Raw genomic sequence first — 18,621 nt, 5'->3', positions numbered from 1 at the left:
AAAACAAAAAAACAATTGATTGTCAAGGCTATGCGTGTAAAAATGCATAGCCTTTTATACGTATGAACGGCTAGAATGAATAGTAGTGATTGTATATCATTTTCGTTATAATTTATTGGGTGTTTTACATACTATTTCTACGTAAGATATCATTTTGTGTATGTGTGTTTTATAGAAAGAGGAAGGAATACGAATGATTAGAAAACTAAAAATTTGTTTACGTGTTGTTTTAGTAATGGTAGTTTTTGTAATGTCAATTATGCCAGTACAAGCAACACTAAGAAAAGAAGCAGTCGTCTTAAACCATGAGGTAGAGATTCAACAAGATCAAGTAATTTATGATAAGGAATATGAAATTGGAAGTTCTACAGAATTTGATGAATTACAAGACATACTTGTTGATGCAAACAACAACAAATATGTATCAATTAAAGTTAAAGTTGTGGATCAACCTGCAATTATGAGACAAAATGTAAAAATGTCGTTTCGAAAATTGAAACACGTGGTAATTGATACAACGGATTTTGAAATGATTCTTCAAGCTGGAATTACAATGAAAGATGATTCTACATTTGACTATGTAGGAGAACATGGTGTTCGTGTAGCAATGGTAGATGAAGGTCTAGCAGCAGTAAAAGCTTATGATTCATCAAGTATTCGTTTGCTTGATGTTAAAGGAATTCAAGATAATAACCAAAGTGAAAAAGTCCGTATCGGTGTATTAGCAAATAATCAAGCAAGTGTAATAATTGAAAAAGATATTTCGTTTGTTCGTACGGCTATGAATTTATCTAAATACACAAGTGATATGAAGGTTGTTGTAAAAGGAAATATACTAAAATGTAAACGAGGTATCAATACCAGCGAGTCAACCGCAGGAGAAAAGGCAAATGTTTTGATATATGGAGACATGTCACTTGATGCATTTGTTGTTGAAGCCAGAAGTTCAATTGACATTGAAGTGCGTGGAGAAGTAAAGACTAATTCTGAAATGCTTATGGATATAACTGAAGACGATGTGGAGGTTTATATTAAAGCAAAGGGACTACAGAATTTGAATCGACATGAAAATGTTCGTGTTGGAGGAAGTAATGTTACCTTAGTTTTCGATTTAGAAACGAATGATATGCAAGCATTGATATTTGACTACACCAAAGAAAGTCATGTAACATTTTATGGAGATGTAGTTGGAGATAAAGTAGGTGCATTAATTGAGATAGATGGTACTGGAAGTTTCACCTATCATGGAATGTTATCAAATTCAAAAGGGAAAGCTATTGTATCAAAAGATGCAGATGTAATGTTGGAAAGTGGCAGTATATTAGTTGGTAGTGGAATTACACAAAAGGATGTAATCAACGCCAAAAGTGTTACGAATCAAGGTGTAATTATTGCAGTAGATGGGAAAAATAAAAATCCCAAAACTGAAAATTCACAAGAAGGAATCGTTATGTTTGGTCAAGATGCAAATACTGTTGTTTGGAAAGAACAAGCAGATGGTAATATGTGGATAACATATAATGATGTATTATTGATGAAAGAAAAACAAACGAAAATAGGAGAATTTGATATAGGAGAGGGCGATACATATGAATATCACTCAATTCAAGATGTACAAGAAGCTATAAAAGGACAAGATTATACAGATGTAGTGATTACTGTCTGTAGTCCAAATATGGCAGAAAAGCATCCAGTTGCTATAGGTACGTATGAATCAACTATGTATGAAGGTGTATATCAAAACAATATCCGTATCGATACATCAAAATATAAATATGAACTGAACAGTTTGCTAGCGGTATTTGATGATTTCAGTTTTACTTATACAGGTGAACATGGTGTGGATTTGAAATACGAGGGTAATGATGAAGTCTATATTGTGCAAGCATCAAGCAATGCATATGTTGAAGTGAATCATATTGATGGTCAAATGGTTGATAATAATCAAAACCACTATGTAAATGGTGTTTTAGTAGATGATGAAGCAACTGTTGTAGTTAATGGCTCAATTACAAACTGTTTTGTTGGAGGAGGTACAAATAAAAATGGAACGCTTCATGTGGGTGGAGATGTTCATGCACTGAGTGTTGGTATCTCATGTGAAAATGATGATAGTGATAGGATGACAACAATTTACGTGTCTGGAGATATTGTTGCTGGTAATACAGGTGTTGCTGCTAGTGGTAATGTTAATGTGAAAGTTGATGGAATTGTTTACAAAAAACAGAAGGAAGGACATGCTGTTTTACTTGGTGGGATTAATATCGATGGAAATGTTTCGGTTGGTGGTATCCAAAGAGAAGCAAGCAATCAAGAAAATGAAGAAGCTGATATTTATGTCCTTGATTATACAGGTGATACAGAGGTGTTCTTTGAAGTTACTGGAGTAATTAAGCAACCATATTCCGTTTTTATTGATGAAGGTGCAAAATTATATGCAAAAGGACAATGGATTGGTCAAACAACAGATTCATTAGTGAACGTTGAAGGAGAATTCATCATAGAGGGTGGTATCATCAATGCATCTGGAGTCGCGCTTTCAGCAAGCGATACATCATCTATCAAAATCGCAAAAGATGGCTATCTTATTGGAAAAGGAGCTACTCAAGAGGATGTTATTGATTGTCTAGATACACAACCGCTAAATGAAGGGACTATCATTGCATGGGATGGAAATACTGAAAACTTTAAACATGAAACAAGCACAGGATTAACTGTATTTGGAGAACATGCAAAGACAGCGACATGGTTCATTGATGAAGGACAAAATATTCATCTAGCACTTGATGGACAACCAATCCTTTTAGTAAAAGAAGGAGAACTTGTTATTGAACAACCTTCAGATAAGCCAAAAGATCCTAGTGTTGAAAAACCAACAAATCCTGATGAAAAACCAACAAATCCAAATATTGAAAATCCATCAACTCCAAACACTGAAAATCCAAACAATTCAAATACGAATAAGCAAGTAAATACATCGAGTACGAAAGAAACAAACACGCAAGTGCATTCACCTGATACAGGTGATGTGAATGATGTATTACACTTTATGAATATGTTGATTACTACAGGTGCAGGTATTTTGATGATCCTGATTTTAAAGAAAAAGAAATAATATTTGTAAAGATATCGTAAAAATTATAAATTTTTTGTTAGAAATGCCGGAGATGATGGAAACATCATCTCTTTTACGTTAAAATGTAAGTATGAAAAAAATTGTTGAAGTAGCACATAAGTTTATTGCTGAGCATCAAGACTTAGACATTGCTGTTGACTTCACTTGTGGAAATGGGTATGATACGAAATTTCTAAGTGAGTGTTGTCATCAAGTATATGCCTTTGATATTCAAGAAGGTGCAATAGCAAAAGCGAAAACGATCGCCCAACGAAGCAATATTGAATGGATTTTGGACGATCACGCAAACGTAGATCAACATGTGGGTGCTTTTGATGTGGGTGTGTTTAATCTGGGGTATTTACCAGGAGGAGATGAAAGTATAACAACAAATGCGGATTCCGTGATTACGGCTTTAGATAAAGCCTTACAAATTGCGCATAAGCCAGCATTAATTATTATTGTTTTATATCCTGGATTTGAGCATGGGAAAAAAGAAGCAAAAGCAATCGAGGCATATGTTGAGAAACTTGATAGTAAACACTATGATGTTTCCATTCTTAAATTATTAAATCGCAAAGATGCACCTTACATTATTTCTATTGATGTAAAAGGTGAAGATGAAGCAGTACCATTTACGATACCGTTCCATCTTATAATCGGGGATACACGTTATAGTTTATCTAAAACGTTTGTAGAGTTTAATAAACTTGATTCATATGATGTGCAAAAAGTAATGTATAAGGATTTACTTTCTGTAACTTATGTTGATCAAAAACGTTTAAGCTTTACATTACCTTCTAATGATACTGTGACATTAGATACAAGCATGGTAAAAAAAGAAGTATTAAAAGATATTTATATGTGTATGTATCTAGTAAGAAAACGTAATGGGATAAACGAAGAACTACAAAGTGAAATCCAATTAGAGAATTGCTAGTACAATTGTTAAAGTCGGTGTATAATATCGAGTATGAAAAAAACACCGAGTCATTACTTTTTTGATAATATTCAATTACGGCAACTGATCCTACCTTTAATGGTGGAACAGTTGCTTTCTATTTCCGTTGGAGCCATCGATACCATCATGGTATCTTCAGTTGGTGAAAATGCAGTAAGTGGACTTGCTTTAGTAGAGACAATTAATATTTTACTAATTAATATCTTTGCAGCACTTGCGACAGGTGGAGCAGTTGTGGCAAGTCAGTACCTTGGAAAGAACAATGATAAAAAAGCAAGAGAAGCATGTAAACAACTATTATTTGTAGCAACCGGTATTGCGATTGTTGTTGCTGTGCTTGTCATTGTTTTTGAAGGAAGTATCTTACGGACAATCTTTGGTGATGTGGGTAAAGAAATTATGGAACATGCAATGGTGTATTTCTTTATATCTGCATTAGGATATCCTTTTATTGCTCTATATAATGGTGGAGCAGCAATTTTTAGATCGATGGGGAACTCACGTATTTCAATGCGTACTTCCTTATTGATGAATGGGTTAAATGTTTGTGGGAATACTCTCTTTATCTTTGGTTTTGGTTGGGGAGTTGCAGGAGCAGCGTTATCTACATTGTTGAGTCGTATCATTGGTTCTATATTAATCACTAGACGATTAAATGATGATAGTCTACCACTATATGTGAAACATCTAAAAGATTATCGTTTTGATTGGCAAATGGTGAAGCGTATTTTAAGTATTGCAATTCCATCAGGATTTGAAAATGGGATTTTCCAAGGTGGAAAAATTATTGTGCAATCATTAGTTTCTACATTTGGTGCAGCAAGTATTGCAGCGAATGCGGTTATTGGAAACTTTAGTTCGTTTATGATCGTACCTGGAGCAGCCATTGGACTTGCATTAATTCCAGTAGTTGGACGATGTGTAGGTGCAAATGATTATGACCAAGCCAAATTCTATATTCGAAAACTCATGGGATATGCCTATGTAACAACGGCAGCATCATCGTTGCTGTTTGTCGTTTTAAAACAGCCAATGTTTCAACTCTATTCATTAAGTAATGAAACGATGAGAATTGCAGATGTACTAATTATGATGATGGCAGTAGGAAATATTGTACTTTGGAATATGGCGTTTGCGTTTCCTAATGCACTTCGTGCTAGTAATGATGCCAAATTCACAATGGTGGTTTCAATTATCTCAATGTTTACATGTCGTGTATTCTTAGCTTATTTCTTGACTGGATTTTTCCATTTACGAATTGAAGCAGTATATATTGGAATGTTAGTTGATTGGCTACTGAGAAGTACATGTTTCTATTTGCGATATCGTAGTGGAAAATGGATGAATCGAAAACTTATAACCTAAGCAAGAAGTTGAATTGAATTCGACTTCTTTTCCTTAATATTTATCACTCATAAATGTAAAAAGTCATGTATAATAGTAAGGAGAGAATAAAAAGGGGATTTATATGTTTGAACACTGTATAGCATTATTAGAAGAACGTGGAGTTACAATTCAAGACATCAACGATTGTGTTATGTATTTACAAAAAGATCATCAAACGGGGATTAGTAATGATGATGTAACCGAAACAGTAAAAAGTATTATTCGTAAACGTGAAGTTCAACATGCGATTATGACAGGAATTGCTTTAGACAAAGCAGCAGAACAACATATCTTGGAAGATACGATGTTGGATGATATTATCAATCGTGATGAATCATTATATGGAATTGATGAGGTACTAGCTTATGGTATTTGTAACTTATATGGTTCAATTGCACTAACAAACTTTGGTTTTATTGATAAAGATAAGTTTGGTATTATAAAAGAATTAAATGATCACAAAGAAAATCCAGATATTTGTCACACATTTTTAGATGATATCGTAGGTGCAATTGCAGCAAGTGCAGCAAGCCGAATTGCGCATAATCAACGCGAAGTTGCGGTGGAAGAAGATGCGCTATAAGCTATTTGGAATAGTTTGTGTGTGTTTTATGCTTATCACAGGCTGTCAAAAAAAGATGAATATTCATTTGTCAGTATTGGTGAAGAGCAGATTTTAGAAAAGGTCAATAATGGAGAAGATTTTCTGTTATTGATAACTTACGATGGCAGTAGTGCGTGTCAAGAATTTGAAGAATTGATTATCGATGAATTCAAAGAAAATAATGTTGTGCTATATACGTTTAATGAAACGGATGTAAATGATGCATTTGAAAACCAACTAGAACATGCCTTATCTGGATATGATAGTTGGCCAGTAATGTTTCATATACGTTCTGGTGAAGTTGTAAGTGATGGAGTATACGAGTATAGTAAGGAGCCTAATGAATGGAAACAATGGTTAATATCACAAGGGATTCTGAGCGGAAACTAATTGGTGAAAATGTAATCACAAAAGATGATTTAGTGGAACATTTTCGTACGCTTGGTTTGCAAAAAGGAATGGTCGTCTACGTCCAAAGCGCATTGGAATATTTTTCATATGTTGTTGGTGGCAATCGTAGTATCATTGAAGCCTTACAAGAAGTCCTTGGATATGAAGGTACCTTTATGACAAGTAGCTTTACTCTGGATAATGTGGATCCATTAAATCGTGATTCACGTGCGTGTAAACCATATCAAGTTGAAGTTTTACGTGAATCAATACCGGCATTTAATAAAAAGTTATCGCAATCACGAAATCAACTTGCTAACCAGATGATGATGCATGATGGAGTATATCGTTCCAATCATCCAACACATTCGTTTGTTGCATGGGGAAAATATGCGAAACTACTATGTGATAAACAACTATTACACTTTCCATTACAGTCAAATTCACCGATTCAAAGAATGGCAGAATTAAATGGATATGTTTTATTGCTAGGGATGAAATATGAGGGGGCAGATATATTTAAGGCTGCTAGAATCAATGATGAAAATACACCGATTCGAATTGTATCAAGTCCATTAGATCGCAAAGGAAAAAAAGGGTTCATGCAAATGCTAGATTATGCATATGAACCTATTAATATACGGGATATCGAAGATATACTAGAAGAACGTCAAATTGTTAATGAAACTTTGATTTCACGAGCAAGATGTCGTTTCTTTAGTGCCAAAGAAGCACTAAGTTTATCGAAAGCTTACTTTTATTCAAAATAAAACCAGAAATGAGAATGTGTATAACACGTAATCATTTCTGGTTTCTTTTATAGTTGTTCAAGTTGGTTGACAAGAATTTCAACAAATCCTTCAAATAATTCTTTTTCGTCTTCTTTAAATCGTGCAAAGCTTGTAGAGTCTACATCAAGTACACCATAAAGTGTATCATTGACAATAATAGGGACAACAATTTCTGAGTTTGAAGCACTATCACAAGCGATATGTCCTGGGAATTTGTGGACATCTTCAACTACAAGTGTTTCTTGTTTGTATGCACTTGTTCCGCAAACACCTTTATTCATTGCAATGTTTGTGCATGCAACTTTTCCTTGAAAAGGCCCTAAAATCAAATTGTCATGTTTATATAAATAGAAGCCAACCCAACTAATATCTTCAAGTAATTGCATCATACATGCACTTGCATTACTTAAAAGCGATATTTCTTCAGTGATGTCTTCTGTGATTGCACGAAATTGTGCGAGTAGTAAATTCTTTTCCATATAGGTATACTACAACAAATCAAATTTCTTGTATAGATATAACAGTGAAATATGATGTTGTTAGTGGTATAATAAATCAGTTAGGAAGTGAAGTATGTTACCAAAAGAAAATGAGTATGTATATATCCAAAGCTATAAACATGACGGAAGTATTCACCGCACATGGTCGAAAGCTTTTGTCATAGAATCTAATAAAGATAGAATTGTTGCGATAACTGATCGTGCCTATGTAGTGGAAGCTGATGGACGTAAATGGTTAACTAGAGAACCAGCAATTTGTTTTTTCTATCCAAACCATTGGTATAATGTCATTAGTATGATTCGTAAGCATGGTGTGTTTTACTATTGTAACTTAGCCAGTCCAAGTATTTATGATGGGGAAGCTATCAAAAATATTGACTATGATTTAGATATCAAAGTAAGTAACACTTACGAACAAACCTTACTTGATGAAGATGAATATGAAGAACATGGTGCTAAGATGCATTATTCCAAAGAATTAGATACTGTGATTTGGAAAGAATTAAGAGATTTACAGCAACGAATTGATCGAAAAGAATCACCTTTTGATCATCGTGAAATTGAGAGATTGTATAATAAATATCTCATTATGAAAGAAGAATGGAGGAATCGACGTGTATCAGTTTAAACAAATTGATGCAATCACACATGATGTGTTTGTAAAAAATCATGAGCTTTGTAATTTACTGCAGTCTGCTTCATGGGCAAAAGTAAAAGAAAATTGGGATCATGTCTTTGTTGGTGTTTTTGATGATAAAACACTGGTTGCTTCATCACTAGTACTAATTAAACAACTTCCATTAGGATTTACGATGATGTATACACCTCGTGGACCAATTTTAGATTATACAGATGAGCGCTTAGTTACATACTTCTTTCAAGAATTACGTAAATTTGCTAAAAAGAAACGCTGTTTATTTGTAAAGATGGATCCAGCTATTCACTATCAAGATTTTCACTTGGGTGAACAGCCACAAGTAGAAGCCAATATTGATAAAATTATGAAGAATGCAAAAAAAGCAGGACTTATTCATCAAGGATTTTCAAAAGATATGTCTTCAACAATTCAACCAAGATTTCAAGCCAATGTATATCAAAGTGAATTTGATCCTGAGACATTTTCAAAGAGTACTAAAAAAATGCTAGCAACTGCTGCTAAAAAACAAGTAAAAGTAGAAAAATGTGGTGTAGAAAAAGTAGGAGAATTTAGTAAACTAATGGATCTTACAACTGAGCGCAAACAAATTGCTTTGCGTGGTGAATCATACTTTAGAAAACTACTTGATGTATATAAAGATGATGCCTTTTTGATGATGGCATCACTCGATTTGGAAAGTATCTATGCAGCAACAAAAGCTAGACATGATAAAAATATTGAAGATCTAGCAAATTGTCCAGAGAATGCAAAGAAAAAGCGTTTCACATTAGAAGAGTTAGATGCATCATTAAGTCGTGAATGTAAAGAGTTAGAACACTGGCTTGAAGTATATGGAACACATGTGTATATTGCTGGTACGCTAGTTGTGATGTATGGACATACAAGTGAAATACTATACGCAGGAATGAATGATGAATTTAAACGCTATATGGCGCCATATGCAACATGGTATGAATCTATGGCAATGTGCTTTACACATGTGGCAAAAACATGTAACATGGGTGGCATTGATGGCTCATTACAAGATGGACTTACAAAGTTCAAACGTAATTTTAACCCAATGATTAACGAATTAATTGGTGAGTTTGACTTACCAGGAAATACACTATTGTATAAATTAAGTCACACAATGTATGAAAAACGAAAACATGCATTGAATGGATAGTGAGGAATACACATGAAAACAGTAAGAGTAAAATCAATAGAAGAAACAAATGCTTTAGCCAATAAAATTGCTACATTGCTAGAAGGTGATGGATTGATATGTATGGCTGGAGATTTAGGAGCAGGGAAAACGACATTTACCAAAGCGCTTGGAAAAGCACTTGGTATTGATGATGTGATTACTTCGCCAACATTTAATATACTTAAAATCTATGATGGAGAACCTATGTTATATCATATTGATGCTTACCGTTTGGAAGGTATTCAACAAGACTTAGGTTTTGAAGAAGTATTTGATGAGAATGGTATTAAAGTCGTGGAATGGTATGACTACATCAACGATGTATTACCATCTGAACGCTTAGAGATTCATATTGCACTTGATGGTGAAGACCGTTTGTTTCAAGTGAGTGGAATTGGAAAGAAGTACCAAGAAATAGAAGAGGTGTTGTAATGAAAACCTTATGTATGGATACAAGTCATCGTTATTTAAATCTAGTATTAATGGAAAATGATGAAGTTGTTGCAAGCTACAGTGAATATGCATGGAAAAAACAAAGCGAAAGTATATTCGTAGAGTTAATCAGTTTAATGGAAAGTGTAAACTGGCAATCTGAAGATATTGATGAAGTTGTAATTACAGTAGGTCCAGGAAGTTATACTGGAATTCGTATTGCTATGAGTATTGCTAAAGTATTTACTTCTAGTATGAATAAAACACTTTACACAATATCTACTTTGCAGTTATATGCAGGACTTGACGATGTTCATGTAATCTTAGATGCTAGAAGTAACCGTGTGTATTATGGTCGTTATAAAGATGGAAAGATGCATGAAGAAGGTATTAAAACTGTCGATGAAGTCAAAGAGTTGGGTGGGCAAATCGTTGGTGATGCAAGTTTAATTGGTAGTCTTGATATTATTCCTGATTTTGTAAAAAACTTTAAGGATTTACGTCCATTCTACCAAAAGGTAGAACATATTCATGCGCTCATTCCAACATATCTAAAAGAAGAAAGTGCATATCTCAAATGATTGAGAAAATGACAATAAATGACTTACCAGAAGTGCTTGCAATTGAGTGTAGCGTGTTTAGTTCACCTTACACATTAGAAAACTATACATATGAAATTGAAGACAGTCCTGTTGCAAACTTATATGTATACAAAGACAATGGTAAAGTTGTTGGTTACATTGATTACTGGATTACCTTTGATAGTGCACAATTGTGCAAGATTGCCATAGATCCAGCATATCAAAGAAGAGGAATCGGCGAGAAGTTGATGGAATTCATGTTTGAACATTTAGATGAAGAAGTCGAACATGTATTTTTAGAAGTAAGAGACAGTAATGCTAAAGCAATCTCATTTTATGAGAAACTTGACTTTATTGAAATTGATATACGTAAGAATTATTACAAAGATCCCACAGAGGATGCCCGTATTATGGGAGTTATGTTAGTAGGTGAATAAGATGAAAGATATCACAATATTAGCTATTGAATCATCATGTGATGAAAGTGCTTGTGCCATTGTTAGAAACGGAAAAGAGATTCTAAGTAATGTGGTTGCAACACAAATTGAAGTCCATGAGAAATTTGGTGGAGTCTTACCAGAAGTGGCAAGTCGTTTACATGTTGAACAAATATCTGCAGTAATTGATGAAGCTGTTGAAAAAGCAGGAATCTCTGTAGCCGATGTAGATGCCATTGCCTATACACGTGGGCCTGGTTTAATTGGTAGTTTACATGTAGGTGTACAAGCTGCAAAAACATTAGCTTGGGCATATCATAAACCACTTTTGCCAATTCACCACATTAAATCGCATATCTTTGCCAATAATCTAATTACGAATTTAAAGTTTCCACTACTTGCACTCGTTGTAAGTGGAGGTCACTCTGAAATCGTGTATATGAAAGATGATAATTCATATGAAATATTAGGACAAACACAAGATGATGCAATCGGTGAAGCATATGATAAAGTTGCTCGTGTATTACATCTTGGATACCCTGGAGGACCAAAGATTGATAAACTGGCAAAAGGTGTTGAATCTTTATATAAACTTCCACAACCAAAAACACAAGGTGAATTCGATTTAAGCTTTAGTGGTTTAAAAAGTGGGGTTTTACAGTTTGTGGATCGCTGCAAACGTAAAGGGGAAACATATGATGATGCTACATTAGCTGCAAGTTTCCAAGAAACTGCACTTAATGAGATCATGGATAAACTAGTAAAAGCCATTGATACAGTAGAAGTAAATCAGGTGTTACTAGCAGGTGGAGTTGCTGCTAACTCTCGTTTGCGTGAAAAGATGGATGAAGCATTCAAAGATCGTAAAGAAGAACTGATTCTTCCACCATTATGGGTTTGTACGGATAATGCAGCAATGGTTGCAGTTGCTGGATACTTCGCATATAAAAATGAAGCATTTGGTGATTTTAGTCAAAGTGCAAAACCATCATTAAAAGTTATGGATATACAAAAATAGTGATAGACACAAATACATGTGTTTATCACTTTTTCTTAATTATTTAGTAACCAATCGATAGCGTGAATGACGGGTATTCCATCAACTATTCCTGTATCCATGCGATTTAGTGTTATAATCGTTTTCTTGTAGTTGTCTGCAATATGCAATAAGGATTTTTGTTCGCGTGTATCGTTTTGAGGTAACTGATAAGCAACTTGATAATATTCAACCAAACCATCTTTAAAACATACGAAATCAACTTCGCTATCATCTAGTTTTCCTACAAAAACTTCATATCCTCTTCGTTTTAGTTCAATATAAATTATGTTTTCCAACTGAGAGCCTAAATTACCAACTCTTTTTAGTGAATTATTTCGTAAACCAGTGTCAACGATATAATATTTTGCTTGCGTTTTTAGTCTTTGTTTACCACGAATATCATAACGTTGGGCTTCATAAAAAACAAAAGAATCTTTTAAAAGTTTAATATATTTATCAATAATATTAGAACTAGTTTTTAAACCTTCAGAATTTAGTGTGTCAGCAATTTTCTTAATAGAAACTTTTGATCCAATCACGTCTAGTAAATAATTGACAAGACGTTCTAGCAAACTAATCTCTCTTATTTGATCACGGGCGGCAACATCCTTTAAGATAATGCTGGTATAGATTCCATCAAGTATATCAGATTTAATTGTTTTGTCCTGAATACTTTGCAACATAGCAAATCCGCCCCATTCAAGATATTCATTAAATAAATGATCGATATCTATAGCACTGTTTTGATTTAATATATCGTGATACTGCTTAAATTCTTTGAACGAAAATGGATAAACTTGTAATTCAATATATCTTCCGGCAAGATATGTTGCTAATTCTCCCGAAAGTAAATTGGCATTAGAACCAGTAATGTAAATATCTGAATCAAAGGCAACACGAAGACCATTCACTAGTTTTTGCCAATTATGTACTTCTTGAATTTCATCAAACATAAAATAAATTTTACCTTTGCGATTACTTACTGCTTCTTGTAGATACTCATAAAGTAGTGTAGAGTCATTGAATTTAAAGTTGTCGGGATGCTCGAAATTCAAATATATAATGTTTTTGGTGTTGATTCCTGTCTCAATTAAAAAGTCTTTGTATAAACTTAAAAGAACAGATTTACCAGATCTTCTAACTCCAGTAATCACTTTTACAAACTCATTATCTTTAGACTGAATCAGCCAATTTAAATATATTGGTCGTTTTATCATTGGAAATCACCTCTCATTGATAGTATAACACATCTCATAAGTTTTTGAAGTATAGTTCAAAAACATTGGGAAAATGATAGTTTTTTTATGTATAATTCAAAAATTTATGGAAAAGAAATTGTCTCAATGTTACAAATCTATCCCAAACATCTTCACGAAAATATCAAATTCTTTTATGTAAGTTTTTTAAGTTTTTAAGAACTACCAATAAGACAAATATAAGCGTAATTCCAATGATTGAGAACAAAATGACTTCACTAAGTTTTACGACTGCACCTGCATTTGCCATAAAAGCCAACATAGCTAAAATAGCTACACCTAATGGTGTAAACTTAATGATGATCACAATAGATATTACATAACCTAGTGGTTTATCTTTATATAGTAATATTCCACCAAGTAATGCAGAAGGCAGTAAAATGGATAGATCCATGGCTTGGATAACTAAAGATGTGTAGTGTTCTAATTCAACAGGGATGATATTACTGGTGATCGTTGGAATAATAATTGATAGAGAACGAAACATCATCATGATTGAAAAGAAAATAAGAAATACTGCAAGTTTCTTCCTAGGAAATGATGAAGGCATTATTTGTTTTATTTTGTTGCTATCAAGAGAAGTAATACATATTGTGAAAGCAAAAAAAGATAATCCCATAAGAGCAATATAAACGATAAATAAAGGATTATATTGTGCTAGAAATACATACGATATGTATGAGTAAAGAAAATATGCAAGCACTCCAGCTAAAACAAGTTTAGCAGCAATTGATTTTTTGTATGTATAATATGTTGCTGCGATTAATGATGGAATCGCTATAAGCAATGTAGTTAAATCTTGACCTTTTGCTTGTGCTGCAATGCTTATCGAATCGTTGTGATAAATTCCTTTTCCATATAATGAAATCGTTGCACCATTGACTGATGTCATGTTTGTTTGTTCGTACACTGTATTTGATAAAAGCCCAATACCTGTAGCGAGTATTGTAAGAACAACTATAGCGAATACTAAATATTTTAATGTTTTATTCAATTCGAACCTCCTATGGTAACCAGTTACCGTTTACATTATAGCAACTGGTTACTATAATGTAAAGAAGAAGGGAATGGTGGATACAGTGGATATACAAACATTAATTAATGAATATGAAGGAGATCGAGTAAAAGAAATACGTGGTGTGTTTTCAAGTATTTCGATTCTACAAAATCGTTTACAAACGATATTCGATAAAAGTGATACACAAATTACATTGAAACAGTTTATGGTATTGGCAATGATTCGCCATGCGAAACATGCACCATCGTATACACAGCTTGGTGAATTACTTGGAAGTTCTAGACAAAATATTAAAAAGTTAGTTACACTTCTTGAAAAGAATGGATTTGTTGAAGTAAAACCGGGTAAAGGTAATATGGTCTCAATTCATCTGACAGATGTAGCAAGCAGCTATTTTGGCAAAGTATATGATGAACATAGTATAATCTTAGAGCGTATCTTCTCTGTATATTCTGATGAAGAGATTCACACGTTCTATCTTTTGATTACAAAACTATATGATGGTGTGAAACAAGAAGAAAATCGTATGAATCAAAAGTAAAAATATAGATATTAGTAAAAAAAGCATAGAGTCCAAGATTGGATTCTATGCTTTTGCTTATGGTTCATTTACATACGATACAAGCAATTCAATGAATTGGTCTGCATCTTTAGCTTGAATAATTTGTTTTACGTTTTCTGGTTCACTTAAAATCATAGTGATTGTATCAAATATCTCATTGAAAATAAATCGCTCATTGATGTTAAATGATAACATCATTACAAGATTTACAACTTTATCTCCCCAAGTAATACCAGTAGGGGATATGAGAATGTTAATCCCAGTTTTCTTTGCCGTCATGCGCATTGCATGAGGAATCGCAAAGGAATTAAATGCTGTAGATGACATTTGTTCGCGTGCTTGAATTTGTTCTTCGAATGTTTCATCTACATAATCTAGTTTATATGCTTTATCACAAAGATAATGAATGACTTCATCACTTGTTTTTAGCGACTTATTGGTTTCAAACATTTCATCTAGAATAATTGTTTTTAAGTGCGTGCGTAAGATGGACTGCTTTTTAGCGATAAGTATTTCATTTACTTTTGTGCGTATGGCATAACGATCTTTTTCGTTAAACATAAAGCTGACTATCAATGTTGGAATTGGAATAATTCCACTGATTGGAATTGTAGAAATAACTAAATCATACATATCGTAGTTTTCGATCTCTGCTTCACTTGTTACTACGTTTTTAATTAAGATGTAATTTGAGAATTCTATATGAATAGAATCCACAAGCTTTGAGTTCATATCATAATAGTTTGGACAATACAAAAGCGCATTGATTTTGTTTTGTATTGCTTTTTGTGTTTCTAAGGCACTACCGAGATGGAATGCAATGTAGGCAATTTCATCTTCGTTGATTTTAATGTTTGTTGCTTCTTCTATTCCGCTAGCCATATAAATTGCAGCATCATAGATCAGTGGACATGTGTACTGAATTCCTGCAGCTAATGGATTTTTACTTGAGTAGTTAAATTTAGCACGAACAAGTAGATTTCGAATATGCAGTGCAAACCTTGTTAAAAACTCAGGTTCTTTTAGATTGATATAGTAGAAAGCATTTACTCCATCCACTAAGTTGTTTACTAAATCCAATGTATCTTTTTCGATTAAATCTTCTAAGTTTGAATGATTGATGTTATCTAAATCAATCGCATTTGCATGTGCTGCGATAAGTAAAGATAATTCATAGATTTCACTATCATTGTAGGTGATGTGAAATTCTTCTTCCAAACGCGATGCGATGATTTGTGCAAGTCGGTGCTCATGCGGATGTTTGATATTCGTAGAATCTTCAAGTGTACTTGTATAATCACTTTGAATACGGTCAATGGCAATCGTGATATGTAACACTAGATTTGTCAAAGAATAATCATTGATAAAATACTTGTATGTTTCAAATGTTTGCACAACTGTTGCCTTAATAAAATCAATATCAATTGATGGAAATCCATCTTGTAATGATTTTAGATTCACAAAGTTGACACTAGATTCCTCATATAAAATACTACTTACAAGTTTACGTTTATTTTTTTCAATTCCTTGTAAGGACAAATAATCGTTTTTATTTTCTAAAGTTAAATCGAATTTTTGGACTTTTCGTTTTACTTTCTTTAGTTCATTTTTTAATGTAGACATACTGATAAATAAATCTTCACACAAAGAAAAAGCATCAACTGAAGCTTCTTTAACCAATTCATTGATAATGTATGCAACACGATCTAACTCTACTTCTTTTTCACTTGAAGCATTGGCAAGTAATTCTGTTGCAATCTCTGGTGAGATACAGTAGCCATTTCTTGATGATTCAATAACATTGTTGTGGGTTGCATTAAATTGTGCTACATAGTTTTTAATACTACGTGAAGACACATTAAGTGTTTGTGCTAATGCGCTCGCTTTGGTCCATCCACTGCCATCAAGTAATGCTTTGACTAACTGTGTTTCAATACTATTCATCTTTTCCATATTTATATAATATAGTAAATCAAGTAAAAAGCAAAACATAATAATGCACCATAAAAGTGAAAGCAATTGTTTGCACGATTAGGGTGCAAAACTTAAGTTGAGACATTTTTGATTATATTTCATAATACAAGTAGTTAAACCGGTTTATAGGAGGAAATGTAATGAAAAAACTGAATGTATTACTCGTATGTGGATCAGGAGCAAGTAGTGGATTTATGGCTGCAAATATCCGTAAAGCTGCATCTGCAAAAGGTTTAGAAATCTCGATCACTGCAAGAGGTGAAAGTGAAATTGAAAACTATGTAGATGAAATCGATGCACTTATGGTTGGACCACACTTAGAGTACATCATGGATGAAGTTGATGAGTATGTTGGAGATGCTCCAGTTAAAGTAATTTTAATGAAAGCAGATTACTATTCAACATTAAATGGTGAAAAAGCATTAGATCACTTATTAGAAGAAATGAATTAAATAAAAAGATTAGAAAAATAGAGGGAAAATATGAATAAATTAATCTATTGGTTGGAGAATAGTTTTTCTCCAAAGATGACAAAAATTAATAATAATGTTTGGATTGTAACTTTAAAGGATTCAATCATGCAAGCATTACCATTGATCTTCTTAGGGTCAATATTCTGTATGTTAGCGATTTTAAATGAATATGAAGCATTTGCGTTCTTGCCTAGCTTCTGGACTCCATTTGGATGGACAATGGGAATGATTTCATTAATCATCGCTTTCTTGATTCCATTAAACTTAATGGAAAAGAAAAGATTACGTAAACAAAGATTCAATGCTGCGATGGCAGGAGTTATCTTATTCTTAATTATTATTTCACCACAAGTAATTGCAGATGGTGCTCCAGGATTTGGACACAGTGCATTAGGAGCTGGTGGTATGTTCGTCGCAATTGTTGCTGGATTATTCGCTGGTTGGGTAATGTCATTATTCGGGAAATTCTCTTTCTTCAAAGAAGATTCTGTAATTCCTGATTTCGTTAGATCGTGGTTTGATGCAATGTTACCAATTGGAATTATCATTGTTGTAGGTTGGGTATTGGTTGATATTGTTGGATTTGACGTGTATAACTTTGTACTATCAATATTCATGCCATTACAAAACGTTATTGAAACGCCTTGGGGATTCTCATTAATGATGTTTGTTGTGTGTTTCTTATACTCACTTGGTATTTCTACATGGGTACTTACACCAATTATCAACCCTGTATTACTTACTGCAATTCAAGCAAATATTGATGGAACAGCTTTAAATTTAGTTACAGATCCAACAATTTATTCAGCATATTTATGGATTGGTGGTATTGGATGTACAATGCCTCTAGTATTTATGCTTATACGATCAAAATCGAAGAAATTAAAAGCTTTAGGAACTGCATCTATTGCACCAACAATATTTAATATTAATGAACCTATTGTGTTTGGTGCAATTGCTTGGAACCCTATTTTAATGATTCCAATGTGGCTACAAGGTATCATTTTACCATTAGTTGTGTGGTTATTTACAAAAGTAATTGCATTTGCACCAATTCCAACAATTACGTTCCAAATGTGGTACTGTCCATTCCCAATTTCAACTTGGTTAACAACTGGTTCTATTCAAGGAATATTATTGATGGTAATAGTGTTTGTAATTGCATCACTAATCTGGTATCCATTCTTCAAAGCATATGAAAAACAAGAACTAGATATTGAAACAAAAGAAATAAGCGAAAAAGCGTAAAGGAGAGAAG

The 18,621-nt window shown here is 33.2% G+C and carries 19 protein-coding genes; 15 read left to right on the top strand and 4 right to left on the bottom strand.

All coding sequences use genetic code 11. The features are described from left to right. Positions 1 to 193: 193 nt before the first annotated feature. The 6 genes from EDD63_RS03045 (at position 194) to EDD63_RS03020 (ending at position 7,226) form a co-directional block, all read left to right on the top strand. The gene (locus EDD63_RS03045) at positions 194 to 3,115 is read left to right on the top strand and encodes a hypothetical protein (protein WP_134168370.1); all 2,922 of its coding nucleotides are present in this window, start codon (positions 194 to 196) and stop codon (positions 3,113 to 3,115) included. Positions 3,116 to 3,206: 91 nt separating this feature from the next. Beyond that, positions 3,207 to 4,055 (top strand): tRNA 5-(aminomethyl)-2-thiouridylate-methyltransferase MnmM, encoded by an 849-nt coding sequence (mnmM, locus tag EDD63_RS03040; RefSeq protein ID WP_134168368.1) that lies wholly within the window; start codon positions 3,207 to 3,209, stop codon positions 4,053 to 4,055. A gap of 33 nt (positions 4,056 to 4,088) precedes the next feature. Beyond that, positions 4,089 to 5,441 carry an MATE family efflux transporter gene (locus tag EDD63_RS03035; RefSeq protein WP_134168366.1) on the top strand — a complete coding sequence of 451 codons (1,353 nt, stop codon included), beginning with the start codon at positions 4,089 to 4,091 and terminating at the stop codon, positions 5,439 to 5,441. Positions 5,442 to 5,544: 103 nt separating this feature from the next. Next, on the top strand, positions 5,545 to 6,045 hold the full coding sequence (locus tag EDD63_RS03030; RefSeq protein WP_134168364.1) for a phosphatidylglycerophosphatase A family protein: 501 nt from the start codon (positions 5,545 to 5,547) through the stop codon (positions 6,043 to 6,045). Between the two features lie 21 nt (positions 6,046 to 6,066). Next, positions 6,067 to 6,456, top strand: coding sequence for a hypothetical protein (locus EDD63_RS03025; protein ID WP_134168362.1), 390 nt, complete (start codon positions 6,067 to 6,069; stop codon positions 6,454 to 6,456). Continuing rightward, positions 6,411 to 7,226: an AAC(3) family N-acetyltransferase gene (locus tag EDD63_RS03020; RefSeq protein ID WP_134168360.1), complete on the top strand. Its 816-nt coding sequence runs from the start codon at positions 6,411 to 6,413 to the stop codon at positions 7,224 to 7,226. Before EDD63_RS03025 ends, EDD63_RS03020 begins: the two co-directional genes overlap by 46 nt. Before the next feature lie 47 nt (positions 7,227 to 7,273). Here the strand turns inward: EDD63_RS03020 and EDD63_RS03015 are convergent, their stop codons facing one another. Further along, entirely contained in the window at positions 7,274 to 7,726 is a 453-nt protein-coding gene (locus EDD63_RS03015; protein ID WP_134168358.1) for a GAF domain-containing protein, read from the bottom strand. 94 nt (positions 7,727 to 7,820) lie between these two features. Between EDD63_RS03015 and EDD63_RS03010 the strand changes: the two genes are divergently transcribed. From EDD63_RS03010 to tsaD, 6 genes are read left to right on the top strand one after another with little or no spacing between them, the layout of a single operon-like run. After that, positions 7,821 to 8,375, top strand: a complete 555-nt coding sequence (locus tag EDD63_RS03010) for a DUF402 domain-containing protein (protein WP_134168356.1) — start codon at positions 7,821 to 7,823, stop codon at positions 8,373 to 8,375. After that, positions 8,362 to 9,570, top strand: coding sequence for an aminoacyltransferase (locus tag EDD63_RS03005; RefSeq protein ID WP_134168354.1), 1,209 nt, complete (start codon positions 8,362 to 8,364; stop codon positions 9,568 to 9,570). Before EDD63_RS03010 ends, EDD63_RS03005 begins: the two co-directional genes overlap by 14 nt. A gap of 12 nt (positions 9,571 to 9,582) precedes the next feature. After that, entirely contained in the window at positions 9,583 to 10,023 is a 441-nt protein-coding gene (tsaE, locus tag EDD63_RS03000) for a tRNA (adenosine(37)-N6)-threonylcarbamoyltransferase complex ATPase subunit type 1 TsaE (protein ID WP_134168351.1), read from the top strand. Then, entirely contained in the window at positions 10,023 to 10,604 is a 582-nt protein-coding gene (gene tsaB, locus EDD63_RS02995) for a tRNA (adenosine(37)-N6)-threonylcarbamoyltransferase complex dimerization subunit type 1 TsaB (RefSeq protein ID WP_134168349.1), read from the top strand. The genes tsaE and tsaB overlap by 1 nt, the downstream gene beginning before the upstream one ends. Beyond that, the gene (rimI, locus tag EDD63_RS02990; RefSeq protein ID WP_134168347.1) at positions 10,601 to 11,041 is read left to right on the top strand and encodes a ribosomal protein S18-alanine N-acetyltransferase; all 441 of its coding nucleotides are present in this window, start codon (positions 10,601 to 10,603) and stop codon (positions 11,039 to 11,041) included. Before tsaB ends, rimI begins: the two co-directional genes overlap by 4 nt. A 1-nt stretch (position 11,042) precedes the next feature. Next, on the top strand, positions 11,043 to 12,059 hold the full coding sequence (tsaD, locus tag EDD63_RS02985; RefSeq protein WP_134168345.1) for a tRNA (adenosine(37)-N6)-threonylcarbamoyltransferase complex transferase subunit TsaD: 1,017 nt from the start codon (positions 11,043 to 11,045) through the stop codon (positions 12,057 to 12,059). A 35-nt stretch (positions 12,060 to 12,094) separates the two neighbouring features. Here tsaD and EDD63_RS02980 read toward each other — a convergent pair whose 3' ends face one another. Together EDD63_RS02980 and EDD63_RS02975 are read right to left on the bottom strand one after the other, a co-directional pair. Next, positions 12,095 to 13,297 carry an ATP-binding protein gene (locus EDD63_RS02980; protein WP_134168343.1) on the bottom strand — a complete coding sequence of 401 codons (1,203 nt, stop codon included), beginning with the start codon at positions 13,295 to 13,297 and terminating at the stop codon, positions 12,095 to 12,097. A gap of 163 nt (positions 13,298 to 13,460) precedes the next feature. Continuing rightward, entirely contained in the window at positions 13,461 to 14,330 is an 870-nt protein-coding gene (locus EDD63_RS02975) for a hypothetical protein (protein ID WP_134168341.1), read from the bottom strand. Positions 14,331 to 14,403: 73 nt separating this feature from the next. Between EDD63_RS02975 and EDD63_RS02970 the strand changes: the two genes are divergently transcribed. Then, positions 14,404 to 14,895 (top strand): MarR family winged helix-turn-helix transcriptional regulator, encoded by a 492-nt coding sequence (locus tag EDD63_RS02970; RefSeq protein ID WP_208318292.1) that lies wholly within the window; start codon positions 14,404 to 14,406, stop codon positions 14,893 to 14,895. Positions 14,896 to 14,952: 57 nt separating this feature from the next. Here EDD63_RS02970 and EDD63_RS02965 read toward each other — a convergent pair whose 3' ends face one another. Continuing rightward, positions 14,953 to 16,860 carry a BglG family transcription antiterminator gene (locus tag EDD63_RS02965; protein ID WP_134168339.1) on the bottom strand — a complete coding sequence of 636 codons (1,908 nt, stop codon included), beginning with the start codon at positions 16,858 to 16,860 and terminating at the stop codon, positions 14,953 to 14,955. Between the two features lie 170 nt (positions 16,861 to 17,030). Between EDD63_RS02965 and EDD63_RS02960 the strand changes: the two genes are divergently transcribed. Then, positions 17,031 to 17,342: a PTS sugar transporter subunit IIB gene (locus EDD63_RS02960; protein ID WP_134168337.1), complete on the top strand. Its 312-nt coding sequence runs from the start codon at positions 17,031 to 17,033 to the stop codon at positions 17,340 to 17,342. Positions 17,343 to 17,372: 30 nt separating this feature from the next. Continuing rightward, a complete protein-coding gene (locus EDD63_RS02955; RefSeq protein WP_134168335.1) occupies positions 17,373 to 18,611 on the top strand; it encodes a PTS sugar transporter subunit IIC in 1,239 nt (412 codons plus the stop codon). Positions 18,612 to 18,621: the final 10 nt, after the last annotated feature.

Source organism: Breznakia blatticola (genome assembly GCF_004365815.1).
Classification (GTDB): Bacteria; Bacillota_I; Bacilli_A; order Erysipelotrichales; family Erysipelotrichaceae; genus Breznakia; species Breznakia blatticola.
This window is presented reverse-complemented; position numbering and strand designations above follow the sequence as displayed.

Bases quoted from the DNA above. Each gene is read 5' to 3' on its own strand.
- EDD63_RS03045 (WP_134168370.1), top strand. From the start codon at position 194: ATGATTAGAAAACTAAAAATTTGTTTACGTGTTGTTTTAGTAATGGTA.
- mnmM (WP_134168368.1), top strand. From the start codon at position 3,207: ATGAAAAAAATTGTTGAAGTAGCACATAAGTTTATTGCTGAGCATCAA.
- EDD63_RS03035 (WP_134168366.1), top strand. From the start codon at position 4,089: ATGAAAAAAACACCGAGTCATTACTTTTTTGATAATATTCAATTACGG.
- EDD63_RS03030 (WP_134168364.1), top strand. From the start codon at position 5,545: ATGTTTGAACACTGTATAGCATTATTAGAAGAACGTGGAGTTACAATT.
- EDD63_RS03020 (WP_134168360.1), top strand. From the start codon at position 6,411: ATGGAAACAATGGTTAATATCACAAGGGATTCTGAGCGGAAACTAATT.
- EDD63_RS03015 (WP_134168358.1), bottom strand. From the start codon at position 7,726: ATGGAAAAGAATTTACTACTCGCACAATTTCGTGCAATCACAGAAGAC.
- EDD63_RS03010 (WP_134168356.1), top strand. From the start codon at position 7,821: ATGTTACCAAAAGAAAATGAGTATGTATATATCCAAAGCTATAAACAT.
- tsaE (WP_134168351.1), top strand. From the start codon at position 9,583: ATGAAAACAGTAAGAGTAAAATCAATAGAAGAAACAAATGCTTTAGCC.
- tsaB (WP_134168349.1), top strand. From the start codon at position 10,023: ATGAAAACCTTATGTATGGATACAAGTCATCGTTATTTAAATCTAGTA.
- rimI (WP_134168347.1), top strand. From the start codon at position 10,601: ATGATTGAGAAAATGACAATAAATGACTTACCAGAAGTGCTTGCAATT.
- tsaD (WP_134168345.1), top strand. From the start codon at position 11,043: ATGAAAGATATCACAATATTAGCTATTGAATCATCATGTGATGAAAGT.
- EDD63_RS02980 (WP_134168343.1), bottom strand. From the start codon at position 13,297: ATGATAAAACGACCAATATATTTAAATTGGCTGATTCAGTCTAAAGAT.
- EDD63_RS02970 (WP_208318292.1), top strand. From the start codon at position 14,404: ATGGTGGATACAGTGGATATACAAACATTAATTAATGAATATGAAGGA.
- EDD63_RS02965 (WP_134168339.1), bottom strand. From the start codon at position 16,860: ATGAATAGTATTGAAACACAGTTAGTCAAAGCATTACTTGATGGCAGT.
- EDD63_RS02960 (WP_134168337.1), top strand. From the start codon at position 17,031: ATGAAAAAACTGAATGTATTACTCGTATGTGGATCAGGAGCAAGTAGT.
- EDD63_RS02955 (WP_134168335.1), top strand. From the start codon at position 17,373: ATGAATAAATTAATCTATTGGTTGGAGAATAGTTTTTCTCCAAAGATG.